The following is a 19,852-nucleotide window of genomic DNA, read 5'->3' as shown; positions in this document are numbered from 1 at the left end:
CTATATTCGATATCCGTAAAAGTTTGTTGCTTTTTCATTTCTCTGCACCGCCTGTGAATTGATAGTTCTATTTTACCAGAGTTCTCCTCTCTTCGGTAGAGGGGCGGATTAAATCAGAGGTTCCCTAGGACTTTCTGATTACCGTTGTACTTATAACTATTTTGTGCAAAGTAACCTATTTTTGCCTTAGGTGAAATAGAAATTCCATCTTCATAGTTTAAGATCATTTGGATTAAAGTTGTTTTTCCTGTTCCATTCCCACCAGTTAGAGCCACTTTTGCTCCAAGCGGAATTTGAAAAGATGCATTTTCAAACAGTACCTTATCCCCAAATATTTTAGTAATTTCCGTACCGGCAATAGGATATGGATTGTGAAGCTCCAATGCTTTACTTTGTCTGAAACGAATCCTGCGAATGTCTTCTGGTGCTTCTACATTTCCTAACGCCGCAATCCTATGTTCTAGAGATTTAGCGGCATTATGCATCTTTTTTGCCTTACTTCCTATTGATTTTTGATGAGCTAAACGCCCTCCGCCTTCAGTACTTTTTTTCTTTGAAGCACCTTTTGCCTTCTGCTCTATTTTTCGGGCCTGCTTCCGCTTTTCCTCCGCAGCCCTTTCCAATTGGCCACGTTCCGCAATAAATTGTTCGAATTCTGCAGCCTGGCTCTTGCGTTCTTCCTCTTTCTGGCGAAGATAATCAGAATAGTTTCCCCAATACTCAGTGATTTTGCCATCTTTCAGTTCCCATATTTTATCTACTACCTCATCAAGAAAATAGCGGTCATGGCTAATAACTAACAGTGCACCTGTAAAATATTTTAGCTGCCCGACTAGAAAATCAATTCCTTCACGGTCTAAATGACTCGTAGGTTCATCCGCTAAAATACCATGAACCTGTGCCGATAAAGCTTGTGCTATTTTAAGCCTTGTTTCTTCACCGCCGCTCATGGTTTGTATATCTAATTGCTTAACACCAAGCTTGCCTACAAGTGCAAAATCTTTTTCCTCCTGCACGGTTACTTCGTCCAACTGAGGGATATAGGCAAGTTCACCCAGACGATTCATTTTACATCCTGGAGGAGTTAATTCGCCTAAAAGCACCTTGAATAAAGTGCTTTTTCCTGCACCATTTGCTCCTACTAAACCAATACGGTCATAATCATATACTTCTAAATTATCTATATCTAAAACATCGCGTCCTTTAAATTCCACACGAATGTCTTTTGCTTTTAATATCAATTCCATAACATTTTCCTCCTGTCTATAATCGCATGTTTTCATTTGCTTGTACGCAGGGAAAACCCTGCGATTTAAGCAGGAAGAATTACATGAAAATAAGATACATAAATATCCCTCCAATATTGTTTATTTTAAATCTAATTTTCTAATCTCAGTTATCATTGGGCAAACTATTGCAATGCAAATAATTAAAATACCTGATAGTAAAAACCAATGATTTACACCGATTCTATCAGCAAAGAATCCAGAAAGAATTAACCCAATTGGCATAGCAAGAGACATGATACTTCCAGTTAAAGAAAATACACGTCCTAAATATTCAGGCTTAATTTTCTCCTGAAAAAGAGCTGTTTGCACACCGCTGTAAAACGGAACCGAAAGCCCCATTATTGCACAGCAGACTACAAATATGAAAAATCCACTTTGAGGAAGTAATCCTGAAATGGTTAAGCTTATCCCCATCATAAAAATTGATGCCGTTATTAATAAGATTCGCTTTTGGTAATTCCCAAATAACCCTAATAATAGACCCCCTATCAACATACCAGAGGCATAAGCAATCTCCGTAATAGAAATATGCATCGGTGTACCATTAAAATATTCCATAGTGATTAAAGGATATAATGCATTTATGGGCATATAAACAAACATATATAATGTTCCAACGAGTAATAAAGCAAATAATCCTTTATTTTGCCGTAGTACAACCATTCCTTCTTTCATTTCTCTTATGAAATTTGGTTTCAAACTTTGCACTTGATCACCCAGCTTAGGAATACGTATAATTGCTACCGTAATAGATGCAATCACAGCACCCAATACATCGATGGCGATAATAGCATTTAGTTCCCAAACGGAGTATAAGAGTGCTGCAACCGCCGGACTAACAATATAGCTTATAGACTGCAAAGACTGACTATAGCCTGCACATTTCGTAAGCTGTTCTTCTGGTACTAAAAGTGGCGTAACCGCATTGAGAGCCGGGGTATGAAAAGCTGTTCCAATGCTACGGATAAACAATACTACCATAACCATCCAGATAGGTAACTCCATATACAATGCAACAATAGCTAGCACGGCCCCAGCTGCTGCGATAATTAAATCAGCACCAATCATTATCTTCTTCCTATCATGACGATCCACTAATACACCAATGGCTGGTCCAAAGACCGCATAGGGTAAAAAACCTACTAGTGAAGCCATAGACAAGACCATCGCAGATCCTGTTTTCTCTGTAAGGTAAAAAATGATCGCCATTTGCAGGATGGCACTAGTGATTAATGATACTGCCTGCCCTGCCCATATTGTATAAAACTTAAGTTTCCAATTGTTGTATTTTTCCATTTATATTATCTCCTGCATATTATTTTGCTTGAATTTCTATTTTGAATAGCATTCTAGGCAATAAAAAATGCAGGCCTAAATCCACAATGTGGCTTTTGGTCTGCATACATACAATTTGGAAACATTCATATTAAAGACATAGTTAAATAAAGGTATAGTTAAATAACTTATATCTCACCGTAACTAATGAATGCTCAATATCGTATAAATAAGCACAACAAAAAAGCCTATCATCGGGGATAGATTCTGCTTTTTTTTATTGCCAGCTTATCTTAAACGCATTGAGGCTGTCATAGTTTCGGTTCCTCCTAAACTCTTATTTGTATCAGCATATATTTTAACACAATAAGTTGTTTTAAACAACGTTTAAAATTGAAAAAAGCCATGGACAGTACAACAAACATATACATCCCAGGAAGATAATATTGATTTAATTATAGATTACCTGAATATACCGATAAGCCATGCTTAATACAATAAACAAATAGTTTGCCACCGGTAGTTATAGGAAACCTACAAGTTGGACTTTGTTCTGGGTACAAGCGATTTAGAAATACTCTGTCACTTTTAACATAGGCCACAAAAGAAAGATAATGATCTTTGGTCATTGGATGGTCAAAAGTGACAAAGTAATCAGTATCTATTTCCTCTACCGTGATTTTTGGTGCAATAGTTGCAACAGTAGGCAAGACACGTTCTAATTTTCTTCCGCAGCAGAAGATAGAGGCACTTCCTGTGCTCACCAAAATATTTCCACAGGAAGGACAGACGTAAAAACGTACTTTATCAATATTGCCGCTATCCGGCTTATTTGATGTGATTTCACCCTCCATCATCTGTTTCATATCAACACCCAAAATAGTAGATAGTTCTGGCCACAGCGATATGTCAGGACATCCTAAACCACATTCCCATTTTGAAACAGTTTTATTTTGAATACCCAGTGCATCTGCAATATTTCTCTGGGTAAGGTTTTTTTCCTTTCGCAGCTTGGCAATTAATTTTCCTATTTTCACACAATCCATGCCACCACCTCCATTTCTGCTTAATATATCATACTACATGAACCTTGCGATTACTTGTACCAATCTTGCTGGAAGCTGCTTCAAATCGGTTATATCCAGTGTATTTTCAGCACCGTAAAGTTCTCGGATAGCCTCCTTATCCTGTCCAATAGCTGCAGCTAGGAACTGGATGCCTTTTCGCCTAAATTCCTGCAAAGTATCTTTCATATCATACGCTGCCTTTTCACCTGAATAATCAGGCATAGCCTTAGGCTGCCCGTCACTGATGCTGATTATTAATTTGGATTTTTGGGGCGCATTAAGCAATCTATCGGAAATAATGCGCAATGCCATACCATCCCGATTGTTGCTGCGAGCCTGAATGTTCATAAGAGCATATTTTTCATTTGCATCTTTGCTTTCAAAGTCTACATAGGAATAGACAGACATTTGCTCCAGCTTGGAGCGGTCTGCTGTATCCCCGTAAACCATTATCGGAATGCCACACCCTTTGCAGAATTCGTATAAGGCGACAGCTGCCTGTTTTGCTGCATCCAAACGACCAAAGGCTGACATTGACGCTGATTCATCAATCCTGAGAGCAACCGCAATAGAGGGTTCTTCCTCAGGCGGACGCTTGCGGGCAAATGTGCGAAAATCCATAGTGGCAACCTGATCCGCGCAAAATTTTGTGCCATACAACCTCGATTTCGCGAATTCAGCAGATAATTCATGCTCCAACAGCGGATTTGTTTTTCTGATTAATTCCCGAATAACTGGCATCAAAGTTGTCATCATACGGTTATACTCTTCCCTGTTCTGGTAGGTAACTTCCGGACGATGGACAATCAGCTTAATATCTTCATGGACACTTCCTTGAACACTTTGCCGTGCTTCCCTGTTCAACTGTTTACGAAATTCTTTTTTTTGTAATTCGGTTGTATCTGATTTATCGAGCTCATGATAGAATGGAGTGCCATTTTCCCCATTATCATTGCTTGAAATATCAGTATTTTCATCACTGCTCGTATCAGAATGCCCCTCACTGTCTTCTGATTTTCTCAGACGCACTGCGTTTTTATCAGCTTGATCTGTCTTGGCAGAGAATTCTCCGTTTTCGGAAATATTAAGTTCCATTACTTCAGGATTTTCTCCGTCTTTTTGCGATTGACATATGTGATCCATTTCCTCAAGCTTTTCTGTCAAGCCATGACTAGCCAGTGCCTGCTCTAAAATAACAAGCTCCTGCGGATCGGTCGTGATTTTGTATAACACCTTATAATATAAACTTTTTTGGATTGAGGCACCACTTTGAACGGCATCCACCCAAAAGATATAGGAACGCATACCGGCCACACCTTTAATGGCATTGGCGCGGGCTGTCTCATCCAGCACCATAATCGTTTCAGCTAAAAGAGATAGTACAGGTTCAGATTCATAACCGGTCTTAGCTTTAACCCGCTCCATCATCACTTCTTTAGGCGGTAAATCTAGTTTTTCTGCATGCTGCACTCGATCTCGCATAGCTTCATTTAAGGGCCGGAAGCCATTGTAACCGCGGTTTGTTGTGATAACCGCAATAAAATCAGGGTGACGATGCGCGATACGAGTTGGCAAGTTTAGACTGCCATCTGGTTCTAATGCGGAATTTAGCGCCATTAAAACAGCAGCATCCCGAATCACTGTCGGTTCCTGAATCTCCAAGAGCCATCCATTTTCATACGCACGAACAATTTCTGACGGATAATAGCGATATTCAACCTTATCAGAATGACCATCTTCTTCTGACAGCACCGGAAGAATCGAACCCAGGACATCGGATTTATCCATATCTGCAAAACAGGTTACTTTCGTATAAGGCAGGTTAAAATCAGCAGATAGAGCTTTGGCAATCTGGGTTTTTCCCGAACCAGCATCCCCCTCCAGCAAAATGGTGCTAATTTTCATTTCACCGCGATTCCAATTTCTTACTACTTCTTGATATATACGTTTTTCTGCTTCACTCTCAATATGTGAAGGTGGTTTTTGCCAGACATGGGACTTCTCCTCTTCTGATAGCTGTCTGGTAGGTGATAAAATACTGGTTTGTTTCATATTAATATAACTCCAATTCTTCTAAAATTCGGTTAAGCACCCGCTTGCGTTCTCCAATCAATTCCCCTAAATCATTCAGACTCTGGGCAAATGCTTTGATGTCCTCATTGATGTTTTGATTGTCTACACACACCTCTACAGGTAGCACATCGCCTTGTAGCCCAACACGTTCCACGAGGGGTTTTTCCGGGTCATATAAAAGGGGGAGTCGGTAAGCCTCCTTGAAGTAAAGCAATGTCCTGGACAAAAAAATCATCAAATCAAATATTTGATGGATGGGCAGCTCCTGGGCCAAAATCAATTCACCATCTTTATCATTTTTCCAAATCTGTGCGGCAATCTGCATTTTTTTATTTTCTTCCAGCATAGGTGCACCTAATGTTAAACGTTTGATGCCAGATTTATAGGCGTTTCTGCCATCTATACGCTCATAACCATTTGATACCATAACAACTTTTTCATTCATCGCCATATCCTCCTTGCATTTGGATCAGCAGCGAGACACTGTTCTCTCAAACTTTCTAATTTTGCTGTATAATCTTCGTGTGGGTCATCATACTTTAACACTTTAATAACTGATAGTTCAAAGCCTTCCGAGCCATATTTATTCCAGAGTTCTTGTAATCGTTTATTAGGATGCCAGTTGGCTGCCAATTTCATATTATTGCTGTTAAAGGCTGATTTTGTATCTTTGGAGATACCCAAAAATACCTCGCCAGTTTCTTTACAACGGTAAGATATTACTCCCATTTCAGGATGTCTGTTTTTATAGGCTTCTAAAAGCTCTTTTTTTCTTTTTGTATCCATCATTTTCACCTCGACTCTAGTATAAAACAATGTATCTCAAAATATAATCCACGCTCCGTAGACCATATGAATGCAGAATTATCCATTAGACAGTATTTTATAAAAATAGTAGCTTGTGCAACTTGCCGTTAAGTTTTTTCAATTTCCTGTATGACATAAGCATTATAAAAACGAAAAGCCGCCAATCAAGAGCTGTTACCCTTAATCAGCGGCAAGTCTTATATCTAATTTTCTATATCTATTTCAATACTTGACTTAAATTCCACCTCAATTCTGTCATCATGCACCGTAACCCTTTCAATAAGCCGCCTCACTAATTGCTCATCATATTCCTCCAACTCGCAGGATTGCTCATTCAAGAAATCAGTCATTTCAGCGATTCGTTGCCTCTTTCCTTCTCGCTCTGCATTTTCAACTAGTGCATTTTGCTTTAATTCTCGAAGGCGATAAATTTCATCAGCCACATCTTCATAGTCATTCTTAGACTTCGCTTGAACAAGAAGCTGTTGTTGTAATTCTTCCAATTTGCTTTCAAGGCCATCAGTAGCATTATCATTTTCTTCATTAAATATAGTAGCTATGTTTTTCTGCAAGGTTGAGAGGAAGGGTTCTTTGTTAGCCAAAAGTTCGTTAATAGCCTTAACCACTGCTGTCTGCAATGTTTCCTCATTTATGGTAGGGGCAGTGCATTCAGAGTCCTTTTCCTCCAAACGGCTGACGCATCGCCAAACGATTGACTTGTATCCTCGGTTATTCCAATGTACCCGTCTGTAAATATCACCGCACTGTCCGCAGTAAACAATACTCGATAAAGCATACTTACTACTGTAAACTCTCTTTTTACCGCCCTTGCCGCCGCGAAGATTTGCTCTTCGGACCATCTCTTCTTGAACTTGCATAAAAAGCTCACGTGGAATGATAGGCTCATGACTGTTTTCTACATAATACTGGGGAACAATGCCGTTATTCTTGACTCGCTTTTTAGAGAGGAAATCAACCGTATATGTTTTTTGTAAAAGGGCATCACCGATGTACTTTTCATTCTGCAGTATCTTTTTCAGTGTTTCTGGTCTCCATTTGGCTTTGCCTGCCGCTGTTAGAATACCGTCTGCTTCTAGTCCTCTAGCAATCTGTAAAAGGCTGGCTCCTTCCAGGTACTCTCTGTAAATTCGTTTAACAACCTCAGCCCCCTCTGGGTCAATCACCAGTTGCTTGTTTTCATCCTTGGTGTATCCAAGGAAACGCTTGTGGTTGACCTGAACTTCACCTTGCTGATATCGATACTGAATACCCAGCTTAACGTTCTGGCTTAAGGATTGGCTTTCTTGTTGGGCGAGGGATGCCATGATAGTCAGCAATACTTCACCCTTGGAATCCATGGTGTTAATATTCTCTTTCTCGAAGAACACAGCAATATTTTTATCCTTTAACTGACGGATGTATTTAAGGCAATCCAACGTGTTTCTGGCAAATCGGCTAATGGATTTTGTGATGATCATGTCAATATTTCCTGCCATGCACTCTTCAATCATGCGGTTGAATTCATCTCGCTTTTTGGTATTTGTACCTGTGATGCCATCATCCGCAAAAATCCCTGCCAATTCCCATTCCTTGTTCTTCTTAATATAATTTGTATAATGTTCAATCTGAATGTCATAACTTGAAGCTTGCTCCTCACTATCCGTTGAAACACGGCAGTAAGCGGCCACTCGTATTTTGGGTTTGCTTTCACTATTTTTATTATTTCCGACTCGTTTAATTGCCGGAATCACTGTTACATTCCTACTCACTGCCACTTGTTACACCTCACTTTCTATCAAACTGTAGGCATATTCTGCCTGTTTGTATGGGTCGTCATATTTTTGCACCAGAGGTTTTGCTTTGAATATTACAGGATAATCCGTTTCCGGTTCATCTTTAGGTTCCCATATCCTTCCGAGCTTTTCTGCTCGTTTTCGTTTTTCCACCCCAGCTTTTTCGAAGGTCTTCTCATCAATAATTGGAGGGTAGAATTCATCGCCAAGATAATGCTTGTTCTGCAACATCTTACTTGCTGTGGCATGGTAGCAGTCTATCCCAGCTTGTTTAGCAGCATCCTTCAAAGAAAGTCCTGCCAAGTATCCTGAAAATAATTCTTTTACCTGCTCAGAAGTCTTTTCATCCACAACAGCTTTTCCATCTTCAATTCTATATCCATAGGGTGTGTGACCCATCTAATTCACCAACCTTTCCTTCAATGTGATTCCACATTTTAATTCAAAACCTACTTCCTCCCGTGAAAAGACAATAATCCTCTCTACGTAATCTTCAAACAACTCATCCTCATAAGCTGTGAGCATTTTGGACTTAGTGGCAAACTTAAGCAGACGGTCAACTTCATCTGCTTTTGCAAAATTGGAATTGACGGAACGAGTAAGTTGATCCTTTTCGGCAAGAAGTTTTTCTCTTTCTGCCTCCAGTGCATTCTTTTCTTTATTAAACAGAGCAGGTTCCAGATACCCTTTGGCCATTAAACCTGTCAGTACCTGGCTCTGCTCCATGTTGTTTTCAATTTTAGTTTCCAACTCTTCAATTCTACGAAAACTCGCTGCATTGTTCTGGTTACGTAACCCCTGCAAAAGTGGTCTTAATATGAACTTCTGACCGAATATGAGTTTATTCATCATCGTAACAAATGCAGTCTTTATATCTTCATCTCGAATGAACTGCATAGAACATTCCGTTATATTGCTTATATGCTTACTGCAGCACCAAGCAATGTATTTTCTTGGACCGGATGAATGAATCCGTCTTTTAAAGGTACTGCCACATTCCGAGCAGATAATTTTGCCAGAGAAAGAATATCGGTTTAGATATTTGCTGTTGCGCTTTTCGATGCCTTTTTCCTTTGCTCTCTGATTGAGAACGGCATCTACAGCTTCAAAATCTTCATGGCTGATAATTGCCTCATGATGGTTTTCTACTAGATACATATCTTTCTCACCATAATTGGTGTGCCTATTAAAATGGCTGTCAGTATAAGTCTTTTGCAAAATAACATCACCAGTATATTTTTCATTGGTCAGAATCCCTCTAATCGTAGTAGCTGTCCAACGACCACCTCTTTTTGATGGGATACCCTTTTGATTAAGATCATTTGCAACTTTCTGTGTGCCTTTGCCCGATAATACCTCTGCAAAAATATACTTCACAACTTCAGCCTGCTTGGGGTTTACTATCATTTGACCGTCAATATTTTGATAACCATATGGCGGGTAGGAAATTTTAAAGGTTCCGTTTTGAAATCGTCTTTGAATGGCCCACTTCGTATTTTCTGAAATGGAAATTGACTCACTTTCTGCAAGCCCACTTAAAATGGAGAGCATCAACTCGCTTTCCATTGAACCCGTATTGATATTTTCCTTCTCAAAATAGATATGAACCCCAAGGCCTATCAGTTTTCGAACCATCTCCAAGCAGTCTGTAGTATTTCTCGCAAATCGGCTGATGGACTTTGTAATAATTAAGTCAATCCTTCCAGTTTCACAGTCTGATAACATTCTAAGCAGGTCAGAGCGGTTTTCCTTTTTCGTGCCACTGATTCCCTCGTCATAATATAAGCCTGCATATTCCCATTCTGGATTCGCCTTTATATAAGTCTCATAATGAGCCTTTTGCGCTTGCAAGCTGACTAGCTGTTCATTACTATCTGTTGAAACTCGGCAGTAGGCAACTACTAGTGTTTTTGGCTTAATAAAAGAGTTGGCTAGATTCCCTTCTATTTTCGTTATCTTTTTCATCCTCTCACCTCCTTCTTGGTAGGTCACATATTACCTCTGAAACCCTTATATATCAACGATTTCAGGGCATTATTTCAGCTAAAAAAGGGGAGAAAGTTTGGCGGTTTAATGCGTCTATCTTGTTAAATTCCACTTCAGTTATTAAGCCTTTTTCGAGCATCTTTCTCAGCAACTTTTCTGCCTGGATATAATCAAACTCACGTTGTAACTGTTCCTGTGAAACTCTCTTAAGTGCGGTGGTGCTTTTGTCTATAACCTCATCCGAGATCTTCGTAACTTTTTTATCCTCGTGCTGATTCACTAGGAATCACCTCCTACCTAATAGCCGTGGGAACAGGTCGAAGTTGAGGATTTGTAGAATTTAATTAAATCAAGGCATAAAAAAAGAGCCTGCAAGGGAAGAACCCCCACAGGCTAGATAAATTAATAGTTTAATATTTTATTTGAGAGACTTTGTGAAAATCAAGCAACACCGTTTTAAACTCGCCCATCTTGATTAATCATACTTAATAAATGCATCCGTAAAGCCTGCCTTTTTAGCTTTGGCAAGCTGTGCATTCGCATTTGCTTTGTCAGAATAAGCACCAATTTGCACACGGTAATATTTCTTTTTCACCGGCTCAACTGTTTTATTTTCACCATTTAATAGTTTCTTTACATCCGCTCGAAAGGTGTCCATACTCTTCCCATGCTTAGGAAACCAATGCATCACATCTGCATGATTACTGGCAATGCCTCGTTTATAACCTTCGCTGTGACAGATGATATCTTTTTCACTAAACCCATAGAGTTTGCAAAGATGTACACAAAGCTCCACAGCTTCCTTGTAAACAGCAGAAAAATACGAGGCATCGGTCAAACCGTCCTCGCAAATTTCAAATCCAATATGAGTATTGTTCGCAGCCCCGCCAGCATGCCAACCTCGGTGATTCCAAGGTAATGTTTGATAGGTAGCAATGGAACCATTTGCTAATTTACCAATGAAGGCATGGACGCAGACTTCACGCCCTCCAGGTTTGTCTTGATTCCAATGGTTGTTATACTGGTTCTTTCCGAGCAAGCCATCGTCTGGGCCAATATATCGTTTGAGCCACGGGTTGTTAGCGCCGGTCGAGTGAACCATGATACCCTTCGGTGTTATTGTTTTACCCGCTTTGAAGCAGGCATTGTTCGTAAATATTAGTTTGCGTAACTTCATTAAAATCACCTCTAATATGTTAAGTCAATCATATTCCATCACCAGGCTTAGGCGGTTCCCCATCACGTCCATGTAATTGCTGAAGAACCGATTTTAGTTTTTCTGGGATGGGCAGTCCAATATGACCGGCATTCTCCAAAATAGATATTCCTTCATTACTTAGGTAGAAAAAGATTACTGCTGTACGTAAAGCACCACTATCCTCTCCGATACTACCTAAAATTTGTGTATCGATAATATGAGCGATTCCTACCATTGCAAAGATGAGTACCTTTTTGAAAATTCCCTTAGCACCGATTTCGCTACATAGTGTCACCGCCGGAGTATAATTGACCGAGAACGCCGAAAAATTGACCCACACCAAATCAAGGTCTACCATAAAGTTTGCGATAACTTGTATGGGAGTGACCGGAATGATAAGGAGTGGGCTAATCCTCATGATACGCGATAAAGCGATGAATGGCAAGAGCAACTATGCCATCGGAAATGAATTAGGCATATCCAAGAACACAGCCCGGAAGTATCGGGAACCTCAGAGACCATCGGAGCATTCCGCGAAAATGGGTTCCAAACTGGATGGATTCAGAGAAGACATCCAGGCAATGATGCATCAGGGAATTTTTAATTGCGTGGTAATATTGGAACGACTGCGTACAAAAGGATATACCGGCGGAATGAGTATTCTGAAAGACTATGTGCATCCATACCGGCCTGCAAAAAACATACCTTCCGTTCCCCGATATGAAAGCCTGCCGGGTAAACAAGCGCAGATGGACTGGGGCATCTGCAATTACATAGACGGGAAGGGAGAAACACATAAGGTCCCGGCCTTTGTGATGATTTTGGGGCATTCGCGGGTCAAGTATTTGGAATTCACCAAGCGATGCGATCTGTACAGCCTGGAACGGTGCATGATTCATGCGTTTGAATATTTCGGTGGCATCCCGGAAGTGGTTTTGACAGACAACATGAAAACCGTAGTTGACCATCGGGAAGCAGGACAAACCGTCTGGAATACGAAATTTGCCGACTTTGCATCCGATATGGGGTTCATCCCGAAAGTATGCAGAGTCCGGCGTCCTCAAACAAAAGGGAAAGTGGAACGGCTGGTTCAATATGTAAAGAACAACTTTCTGCCGGGCAGAACCTTTACCGGGCTTGAAGATTTGAATCTGCAGGCGCTGGAGTGGTGCAAAAAGGCAGACAGTAAAGTTCATGGAACAACGGGCAGAATCCCGTTGGAAGAACTGTCCGGTGAAACGCTGCGTTCTCTTCCGGAAAAGAGCATCCGCGACAAATACCGGTGGGGAATCCGAAAAGTCACCAAAGACGGTTTCGTCAGCTTTGACGGAGCGAGATACGGGATTCCGTGGCAGTACGCCGGGCGGGAAGTGCGCGTCCGGTTTTGCGGCGAAACATTTGAAGCATATGACGGAGAAGTCCGCATTGCCGCCCACAGAGTGGAATACGCATCCGGACGGATTGTTTGGCTGAAAGGCCAGTATCAGGGGCTTGCCGAGCACAATGGTCTTCCGACCGCAGCGCCGTTTGCCCGACTAAATGGGAACGTATCAGTAGAGACCCGCTCTCTGGATATTTACGATCAGGTTACGGGGGTGGCTTCCCATGGTTGAGTTGGAGCACACCCGGGAGCTGATGAAAAGCATGGGGCTGACCACTGCGGCCGAGCTCCTGGATGCCAGACTGGAAGACGCTTCCCATCGGGAACTGACCTATCTGGACTTTCTTGGAGAATTGCTGGATACCGAACATCAGGAGAGAAGACGCCGCAGCGAGGAGACCAGAATCAAGCTTTCCAGACTGCCCAACCGAAAGACTTTGGAAGAATTCGATTTCAGCTTTCAGCCCAGCATTGATCCGAGAAAAATCAAGGAGCTGTCTACGCTGGCGTTTGCGGCCAGAAATGAAAATGTCGTTTTTCTGGGTCCGCCCGGCGTCGGGAAAACACATTTAGCCGTCGGGCTTGCCATGCAGGCGCTGCGTAACGGTATGACGGTTTACTTTGTGACGCTGCCGCAGTTCATCGCCGATCTCCGAAAGGCCAGCATTCAAGGACGTCTGGAGCGAAGATGGCGGGTCTATCTCCGCCCGGATATTCTGATCGTCGATGAAGTCGGCTACATGCAGCTTGACCGGGAATCCGCCGAATTGCTGTTTCGCCTCATTTGTTCCCGGTATGAAACCGGAAGCATCATCCTGACCAGCAACAAGCGTTTCAGCGAATGGGGCGAGTTAATGAGCGACACCGTGATTGCCACGGCCACGCTTGACCGCCTGCTGCACCATGCTCATGTGATCAACATCCGGGGCGAAACATACCGGCTGAAAGACCGGCTCAAAATCGGCGTTCAGATGGTCCCGCCGGCAGATATTCCGGCGTTGGAGAAACCGGCAAAAGAATAGTCGGCGTTTGTGGGTCAATTCCACCGGCGTTTCGGTCATTTTTCTCCCGGCGTTGACAATAGCTTTTTATCTATAATGGCACACAGCACTCCCGTCACATAATCGATGACAATAAAGGCTACCAAAGCATAAAGAAATCCATCATAACCACCGAGAAACCATCCAAGAAATCCACCGACAGCAGCAATAGCCAGTTGTATCCAATTCCAAATTTCTTTCATTAAAGACACCTCCGTTTCGTGTATTTCCATATAGAAAAGCGCCCCTGCAAGTTACAAGAGCGCTGAATATTATCTTTACATTATTTTTATTAGGTCATGAATTTGTTGCATTACATCTGCCTTTGGTCGTCCTGTACCAATAGACACCCATGTGACAGGTGGTATATCGAATGCCTGGGAAGAATCAAAACTATTAATCATCATAATAATCGCATCAATAGCTTTGCGTATTTCAACGATATGAAATGGCCAATTCTTAACAGTGGTCTTTCCTGCGACGATTTCCTCTTTCCAAGTTGCAGGGGACATATTGTAATAGCTACGTACCCTGTTTATAGCAGTTCGAATCGTCTGAATATGCGCTGCCTTTACATGTGTCACATTAGCGGTGATGATTTCAAAAGGTAATGCTAAAATCGTGAAGGTACGAACAACTTCTGTGCTTGCTGACTCGATATCACTGTCAAGGCAACGAAAAGTAACCGTATGATTTCCTACAGAAAGAGGTTCTGCCTGGTAAACCGTCTTGACACCATTACCAAGATAGCCGCTTACAGAAAACCGCTCAGGATTGTCCACGCTATTTTGCCATGGACCAGAGTCAATCCTTACCTCCACTATTTGTGTTTGTCCATCTGGTTCAATTCCTGTTGTAATCATAAAACGTGGTGTAGAGTTATAAGTAAAATTGCCAGACATTGGACAGTCCACTACTGGTGATGCAGGTGGGCTGTTTTTCTTTACCATGTTGCTAACTACAAAGGCAGAAACTGCATCAAGTGCATCTGTAACACTGATTCGATAACGGGTATACCGACCAGCTATTTGTGAAGCATTTACCTGAAGGCTACCTGAGGTATTGCTTGAAATAATAGTCGTCAGTGCTACGTATGCCGACCAATTCACACCATCTGTCGATGTAGACTGTTGTATGACATACTGCTTAATCGCACTGGTTCCAGGTACCGTCCCACTCCATGAAAGATTTATTGTATTAGCTTCATATATAGGAGGGTTTGCGGCAAAAATAGTCGGTGGTATGGGCAGTATGTTTTTACGAACAGTATTGCTGGAAATAGTCCAGTCTGAGTAATAATCCTCACCAGCCGTACCACGAGTTCTTATTCGAAACCGACGATAATGGCCACGTGTAGCAGGTGGACTGACATTTAAAATACTGCTTGTTGCAGAATTATTGACTATAGCCAATGCCAACCAGGCACCCCAATTGATGTTATCGTGTGAATCACTGTACTGTATTTCATAGGAAGTGATAGGGTTACCTGCACCGCCAGATGCTCCGCTCCAAGAAAGAGTGACATTTCCTTCAGATAATGTTGCACTTACCGTGCATAGGGTCGGTGCTGCACAAGCTGTGACATTACAATAGATACTATTGCTGACTTTTTCTATTGAATAAACATCTAATGTATCAATTGTCCAAATACCAAATTGAGTATATGTTCCTGGAGTCCTTGAAACTATTGGGTTATAGCTCCCTCCGCTTGCCGCCAGTGTCAACGTGGTCAACACATTCCACGCACTCCAAGTACTATTATCCGTAGATGTGCGACTGGCAATTTGATATCCCTTAATTGGACTGGTACCGTTAGATGCTCCGCTCCAATTAAGCGTGATAGTCTCATCGCTATATGCTGCCGGGGAGGCAACAGCAGTCGTCGCTGGCTTTGGCACCGTATTTCTGCGGACGCTGTTTGTGGATACTTTCCAGCTAGAGTAATAACTAGCACCTGCTGTACCACGGGTTCGTACCTGAAATCTACGATAATTACCTCGGGTAGGAGGCGGAGCAACGGATACACTACCACTTGTCGCTGTGGTGGTCACCGTTGTCAGAGCAGTCCATGCTCCCCATGTGACATTATCGGCGGAATCACTATATTGAATCTCATAACTGGAAATCGTATTATTGATGCCTCCAGAAGCACCGCTCCAAGAAAGAGTCACATTCCCTTCCGCAAGTGTTGGAGAAACAGTACAAGATGTTGGGGCTCCACAAGCTGTAGTAAGCAATGGAGCACTTAGTACCGTATAGCTTGAATTGGTAATTACACCAGAGGATAATGGCAATCGTCCATCAGATACCACTTTGAATGTGACTGGCTGGGTTGCATTACCTGTAGTAGAAGCGCAGGTTACCGAAACATATCTGAGCCTTGGTGTGGTCCCTTCCCAGTTATCTCCATCCGCCGCTTTAATACGTACCTGTGAAGAAGATCCATTTACAGTTATAGTGCAAAGCAATGCATAACCACTACGGATAAAGGAACCTGATGAACCCAACGCAGCGGATATGGTGAAATTGTATCTCATCTGACTATTATTTAGACGGCTTTTGGTATAAGTAATTGTGTAATGGACGGTCGGGCTAGAACCCGCCTGCAGAGTGATGCCATTAATATCCGCCACTTACATTCACCTCCTCCTATTCATAAACAGCCGAAACTAGCGAGTTTACCAGCCCACAAAGGCTAGTATTCAATCGGGTATCTATAATGTTATTTGCTGAAATCGATGTGGCAGCCGAAGGTACTAAAACATCAGCGATGCCAAGTTCATAGACATCGCTTGTTCTTGTCAACTCTGGAGCTATGGGTGTTGCTGCGGGAGTACCCGTGACAATGGCAAGCTGAATGCTCCTCGTAATTTGACTTAAGCGAACCACAACCCGGTCTATGCGAGGATTGCTTCCGTCTGCTGTAGAAAGTGGTTTGTTTAAAACATCCGTATTTTCATATCGATAACCATTAATCCACGCACTGCCCGCTGCTATGCTCACTGCCAACCCAATCCCTGGAGACACCAGAAGGTTTGTTGGTGTAGAATAAAATACACCATTCGAGACAAGGCTTCCAAAATATGCAGCGAAATCTGTCGCGTCATAGATTCTATCTCCATCAGATGAGTTGAAAAATCCACTTTTCTCCATAAACTATTCCCTCCTTACTAAACGGTTTTTGTGTACTCTATAACTACATAGCCTGTATATGCAGTTCTATCATTGCCTGGTTCGACTACAATGTCGGTCATATTCACGAAGAGTCCGATTTGAGATGCAAAGTTGTTGTAACGAGCAAGGGGCAGTGGCAAGAAAACACTCCCATTCGTGACAAAACCGGTTAAACTGACAACAGTGCTGAGGTTTGCTATACCATGAGGTACATGTTTTGGTGTTGTATCCGTAAGCGAACCGAGATTTATCTCTTTACGATAAATCGTCTTGCCATCTATCCATAGCCGCCCTGTGTTTTGTTCTGTAGTTGAGTAGTCGCTAAAGGAAGAAGCCAGTTTAGTGGCTGTAATTGTACGGTCTGTAATTTTCAAGCCAGTGACTGCTCCATTGGCAATCCTTGCAGTAGTTACAGGTTCGTTATTGATATTAAGCCAGTTTGCTTGACCAGAAGGGTTGTTAAATACGAAAACAGAAATCACATAAAATGTCATGGTATTACGAGAAATAAAGAAACCCATTGCCCGCTGATAGCCATTCCCCGTGTTATCCCCGTTATGCTTTACCAAAAAGACATGACCGTCATCACTTGGCTGGTCACTAAACTTATTGCCACTCCATGAGGTGAAATAAAAGGCATCCCCAGAGTTCATATGGTACAACGCATATTGTCCAATGGATATAGTACCTCCGCCCACATTGATTTCGAGTGCTGGTAGTTTACCATACAGATTATTGATAGTAGATGCTACGCTGTAATGGTCAAGCGTTTTTGTAACGCAACTGTCTAAATTGATCCAATCCATATCTTGCCTCGTAGGGGGTACGATAATCGTCGTATGAGTGTGGACGAACCTGATTGTACCAAACATAGGCGTACTCTGAGACAGCATGTGCCAATTCTTCATCGGTCCGAAAGTTGAAGCGATTGATCAATTCCGCCTTAAAAGTATTGTAATAACGTTCCATCGGAGCATTGTCATAAGGACACCCCGCGGCGCTCATGCTTTGCGTAATGCCGTGTTCCCGACAATAAAGGATAAATTGAACGGAAGTAAACTGGCTTCCCTGATCGGAATGCAATATTAGATTTTCAGGTCTCCTCTTCTGGGAATGAAGGGCTTTTTCGAGAGTCAAAATTGCTAAATCGCTCGTAATCCATTTGCCGGTTTCACTTGCGACCACGCTGCGGTCGTATAAATCAATGATGGTACAGTTGTAACGCATGGAACCGTTCGTAAGAAAAACATATGTAAAATCTGTACACCAGACCTGATTGGCTTTGTCTGCCACAAAGTTTCGATCCAACAGGTTTGGAAAGATTTTGTGGGCATGCCCCTTTTTGTAACCAGGGCGCTTACGGCGGCAGACACACTGCAGATGAAGCTCTTTGTTCATATATTTGTGAACCGTAGTTTTGCTTAAAAATATCTGATTTCTTGCAAGGAAAACGCGCATGCTTCTGTAGCCAAGAATTCCGCCGAATTCATGATAGATATCCTTGATTTTACGGCAAATCCCATTTCTCTTTGCACGGTATGCAGCCTTGGTTTGTTTCAGGTAATTGTAATATGCGTTTGGAAAGATTCCCATTCGCCTTAACAACCAACGGATTCCGAAATCTCTTTGATGTTTCTCGATGAATCGATATGCCACTAATCGATTTCCTTCGCAAAGAATGCCGCTGCTTTTTTTAGAAAATCGTTTTCCTTTTCAGCTTCTGCAAGTTTCCTCTGGAGTTGCCTAACTTCCTGCATTAATTCGTTTTCAGACTTTGCGGCATCATTTGTTTGGCATTCTTCACGGTAAGCGCGAATCCAGTTTGAAACGGTAGCGTGACAGATTCCGTATTCGGCAGCAAGACTGGCAATTGTGCGACCGTCTTGGATATGGAGCTTTACAACTTTTTTCTTGGTTTCCTCAGTAATTGTTTGCATGGCGTTCTCCTTTTCTAATAGATATTGTAATCCATTAGGCAGGAGCGTTACAAGTTCACTATACCATTACACGCTGTCTCCTTGAATCTCTGAATCTACCTCAGTCAAGTCACCTAAGGTTTCCTCCACAATTCCCAACGTTTCCTCCACGGTCCCTATAGCCTGTGCAATTTCGGATATGCCCGTTGGAGCAAATATCGCTGTTTTAACCTCGCTTAAGTCAGAGCGGATTTTTTGTGCTATCGTTAACTCCGCTTTTCCAAACACTACACTGATGCTCTGGCCGTCTGCGTCATAGGTTTCCTCGACTTCGGTGATACGTGTCGTCATGGATACACCCCATGCTTTGGAAATAACTTTGACGGTCTGCCCAAGATCGAAGTCTATCTTATATGTTAAATTGCCGTGTGGATTGATAGATGTATCAAATGAATATCGTATGGCCTGCTCACTAAGCTTACTTTGACCTCGAAAGATTAGTGTATCAATGTAATCCGAACCAAAGTCTTCCGCCCGCAAATCCTTAGCATCCACAAAAATTTCATGTCTTGTCTCACCTGAGCCACCTGTAATCGAAATAAAGGTTCGCTCTGTGCCTTCTCCTTCACCAGCAACAAGGGCAGTGTTGGCATAATCTCCTGCACTTATCGTATAAATCTGTTCAGTAAGATTTTCATATTCCTTAGAAAATACTGCTTGTGATTCCTGACCTGCCCCCAAAAGCCGTCCAGATAGAAAGTTAGTAATCACCTGAGATTTTCATGGCGTATTCTGCCGGCGTCAAATTATCCAGAGAACTGTGTGGGCGAAGGTGGTTATATTCATTTCGCCA

At 42.1% G+C, this 19,852-nt stretch carries 19 protein-coding genes and 2 pseudogenes; 2 read left to right on the top strand and 19 right to left on the bottom strand.

Annotation, left to right across the window (positions count from 1 at the left end; genetic code table 11):
* Positions 1–125: 125 nt before the first annotated feature.
* The 12 genes and pseudogenes from abc-f to CAFE_RS13775 form a co-directional block, all read right to left on the bottom strand.
* Positions 126–1,247 (bottom strand): annotated as a pseudogene (gene abc-f / locus CAFE_RS13830) (ribosomal protection-like ABC-F family protein); the annotation flags it as partial.
* A gap of 120 nt (positions 1,248–1,367) precedes the next feature.
* The gene (gene mef(A) / locus CAFE_RS13825) at positions 1,368–2,585 is read right to left on the bottom strand and encodes a macrolide efflux MFS transporter Mef(A) (RefSeq protein WP_156990966.1); all 1,218 of its coding nucleotides are present in this window, start codon (positions 2,583–2,585) and stop codon (positions 1,368–1,370) included.
* 434 nt (positions 2,586–3,019) lie between these two features.
* Positions 3,020–3,610, bottom strand: coding sequence for a helix-turn-helix domain-containing protein (locus CAFE_RS13820; RefSeq protein ID WP_018664414.1), 591 nt, complete (start codon positions 3,608–3,610; stop codon positions 3,020–3,022).
* Positions 3,611–3,643: 33 nt separating this feature from the next.
* Positions 3,644–5,683 (bottom strand): AAA family ATPase, encoded by a 2,040-nt coding sequence (locus tag CAFE_RS13815; RefSeq protein ID WP_156990965.1) that lies wholly within the window; start codon positions 5,681–5,683, stop codon positions 3,644–3,646.
* 1 nt (position 5,684) lies between these two features.
* Positions 5,685–6,149 carry a DUF6530 family protein gene (locus CAFE_RS13810; protein ID WP_018664412.1) on the bottom strand — a complete coding sequence of 155 codons (465 nt, stop codon included), beginning with the start codon at positions 6,147–6,149 and terminating at the stop codon, positions 5,685–5,687.
* Positions 6,146–6,493 carry a GIY-YIG nuclease family protein gene (locus CAFE_RS13805; protein WP_081622764.1) on the bottom strand — a complete coding sequence of 116 codons (348 nt, stop codon included), beginning with the start codon at positions 6,491–6,493 and terminating at the stop codon, positions 6,146–6,148. The genes CAFE_RS13810 and CAFE_RS13805 overlap by 4 nt, the downstream gene beginning before the upstream one ends.
* 221 nt (positions 6,494–6,714) lie before the next feature.
* A complete protein-coding gene (locus tag CAFE_RS13800) occupies positions 6,715–8,286 on the bottom strand; it encodes a recombinase family protein (protein ID WP_330594013.1) in 1,572 nt (523 codons plus the stop codon).
* A gap of 3 nt (positions 8,287–8,289) precedes the next feature.
* The gene (locus CAFE_RS13795; RefSeq protein ID WP_040036563.1) at positions 8,290–8,703 is read right to left on the bottom strand and encodes a recombinase family protein; all 414 of its coding nucleotides are present in this window, start codon (positions 8,701–8,703) and stop codon (positions 8,290–8,292) included.
* Positions 8,704–10,269: a recombinase family protein gene (locus tag CAFE_RS13790; RefSeq protein ID WP_040036564.1), complete on the bottom strand. Its 1,566-nt coding sequence runs from the start codon at positions 10,267–10,269 to the stop codon at positions 8,704–8,706.
* A gap of 61 nt (positions 10,270–10,330) precedes the next feature.
* On the bottom strand, positions 10,331–10,570 hold the full coding sequence (locus tag CAFE_RS13785; RefSeq protein ID WP_079421704.1) for an SHOCT domain-containing protein: 240 nt from the start codon (positions 10,568–10,570) through the stop codon (positions 10,331–10,333).
* A gap of 195 nt (positions 10,571–10,765) precedes the next feature.
* The gene (locus CAFE_RS13780; protein WP_040036565.1) at positions 10,766–11,467 is read right to left on the bottom strand and encodes an N-acetylmuramoyl-L-alanine amidase; all 702 of its coding nucleotides are present in this window, start codon (positions 11,465–11,467) and stop codon (positions 10,766–10,768) included.
* A 28-nt stretch (positions 11,468–11,495) separates the two neighbouring features.
* Positions 11,496–11,846 carry a phage holin family protein gene (locus CAFE_RS13775; protein ID WP_461950004.1) on the bottom strand — a complete coding sequence of 117 codons (351 nt, stop codon included), beginning with the start codon at positions 11,844–11,846 and terminating at the stop codon, positions 11,496–11,498.
* Between the two features lie 34 nt (positions 11,847–11,880).
* On the opposite strand from CAFE_RS13775, the gene istA reads away from it, so the two are divergent.
* Both istA and istB read left to right on the top strand, forming a co-directional pair.
* On the top strand, positions 11,881–13,101 hold the full coding sequence (gene istA / locus CAFE_RS13770) for an IS21 family transposase (RefSeq protein ID WP_156990964.1): 1,221 nt from the start codon (positions 11,881–11,883) through the stop codon (positions 13,099–13,101).
* Entirely contained in the window at positions 13,094–13,891 is a 798-nt protein-coding gene (gene istB, locus CAFE_RS13765; RefSeq protein WP_156990963.1) for an IS21-like element helper ATPase IstB, read from the top strand. Before istA ends, istB begins: the two co-directional genes overlap by 8 nt.
* A 38-nt stretch (positions 13,892–13,929) precedes the next feature.
* On the opposite strand, the pseudogene CAFE_RS13760 reads toward istB, so the two are convergent.
* From CAFE_RS13760 to CAFE_RS20685, 7 genes and pseudogenes are all read right to left on the bottom strand, one after another.
* Positions 13,930–14,112: pseudogene (locus tag CAFE_RS13760) on the bottom strand (phage holin family protein); the annotation flags it as partial.
* A 75-nt stretch (positions 14,113–14,187) separates the two neighbouring features.
* On the bottom strand, positions 14,188–16,542 hold the full coding sequence (locus CAFE_RS13755) for a hypothetical protein (protein WP_330594010.1): 2,355 nt from the start codon (positions 16,540–16,542) through the stop codon (positions 14,188–14,190).
* A gap of 16 nt (positions 16,543–16,558) precedes the next feature.
* Positions 16,559–17,062 (bottom strand): hypothetical protein, encoded by a 504-nt coding sequence (locus tag CAFE_RS13750; protein ID WP_027625350.1) that lies wholly within the window; start codon positions 17,060–17,062, stop codon positions 16,559–16,561.
* Between the two features lie 17 nt (positions 17,063–17,079).
* Positions 17,080–17,889 (bottom strand): hypothetical protein, encoded by an 810-nt coding sequence (locus CAFE_RS13745; protein WP_233452823.1) that lies wholly within the window; start codon positions 17,887–17,889, stop codon positions 17,080–17,082.
* Positions 17,846–19,020 (bottom strand): IS3 family transposase gene (locus tag CAFE_RS13740; protein ID WP_233452822.1). Its coding sequence is split into 2 segments (ribosomal slippage): positions 17,846–18,778 and positions 18,781–19,020, totalling 1,173 coding nucleotides; the frame shifts between segments, so codons are not numbered across the junction. Before CAFE_RS13740 ends, CAFE_RS13745 begins: the two co-directional genes overlap by 44 nt.
* Positions 19,021–19,086: 66 nt before the next feature.
* Positions 19,087–19,740, bottom strand: a complete 654-nt coding sequence (locus CAFE_RS13735; RefSeq protein ID WP_233452821.1) for a siphovirus ReqiPepy6 Gp37-like family protein — start codon at positions 19,738–19,740, stop codon at positions 19,087–19,089.
* Positions 19,741–19,759: 19 nt separating this feature from the next.
* Positions 19,760–19,852: integrase core domain-containing protein (locus CAFE_RS20685; RefSeq protein ID WP_139104008.1), on the bottom strand; the 93-nt coding region annotated here is incomplete at its 5' end.

It is taken from the genome of Caproicibacter fermentans, from assembly GCF_009746625.1.
GTDB classification, from domain to species: Bacteria; Bacillota; Clostridia; order Oscillospirales; family Acutalibacteraceae; genus Caproicibacter; species Caproicibacter fermentans.
The sequence above is the reverse complement of the archived record's forward strand: the minus strand, read 5'-3'. Positions and strand labels throughout refer to the sequence as shown.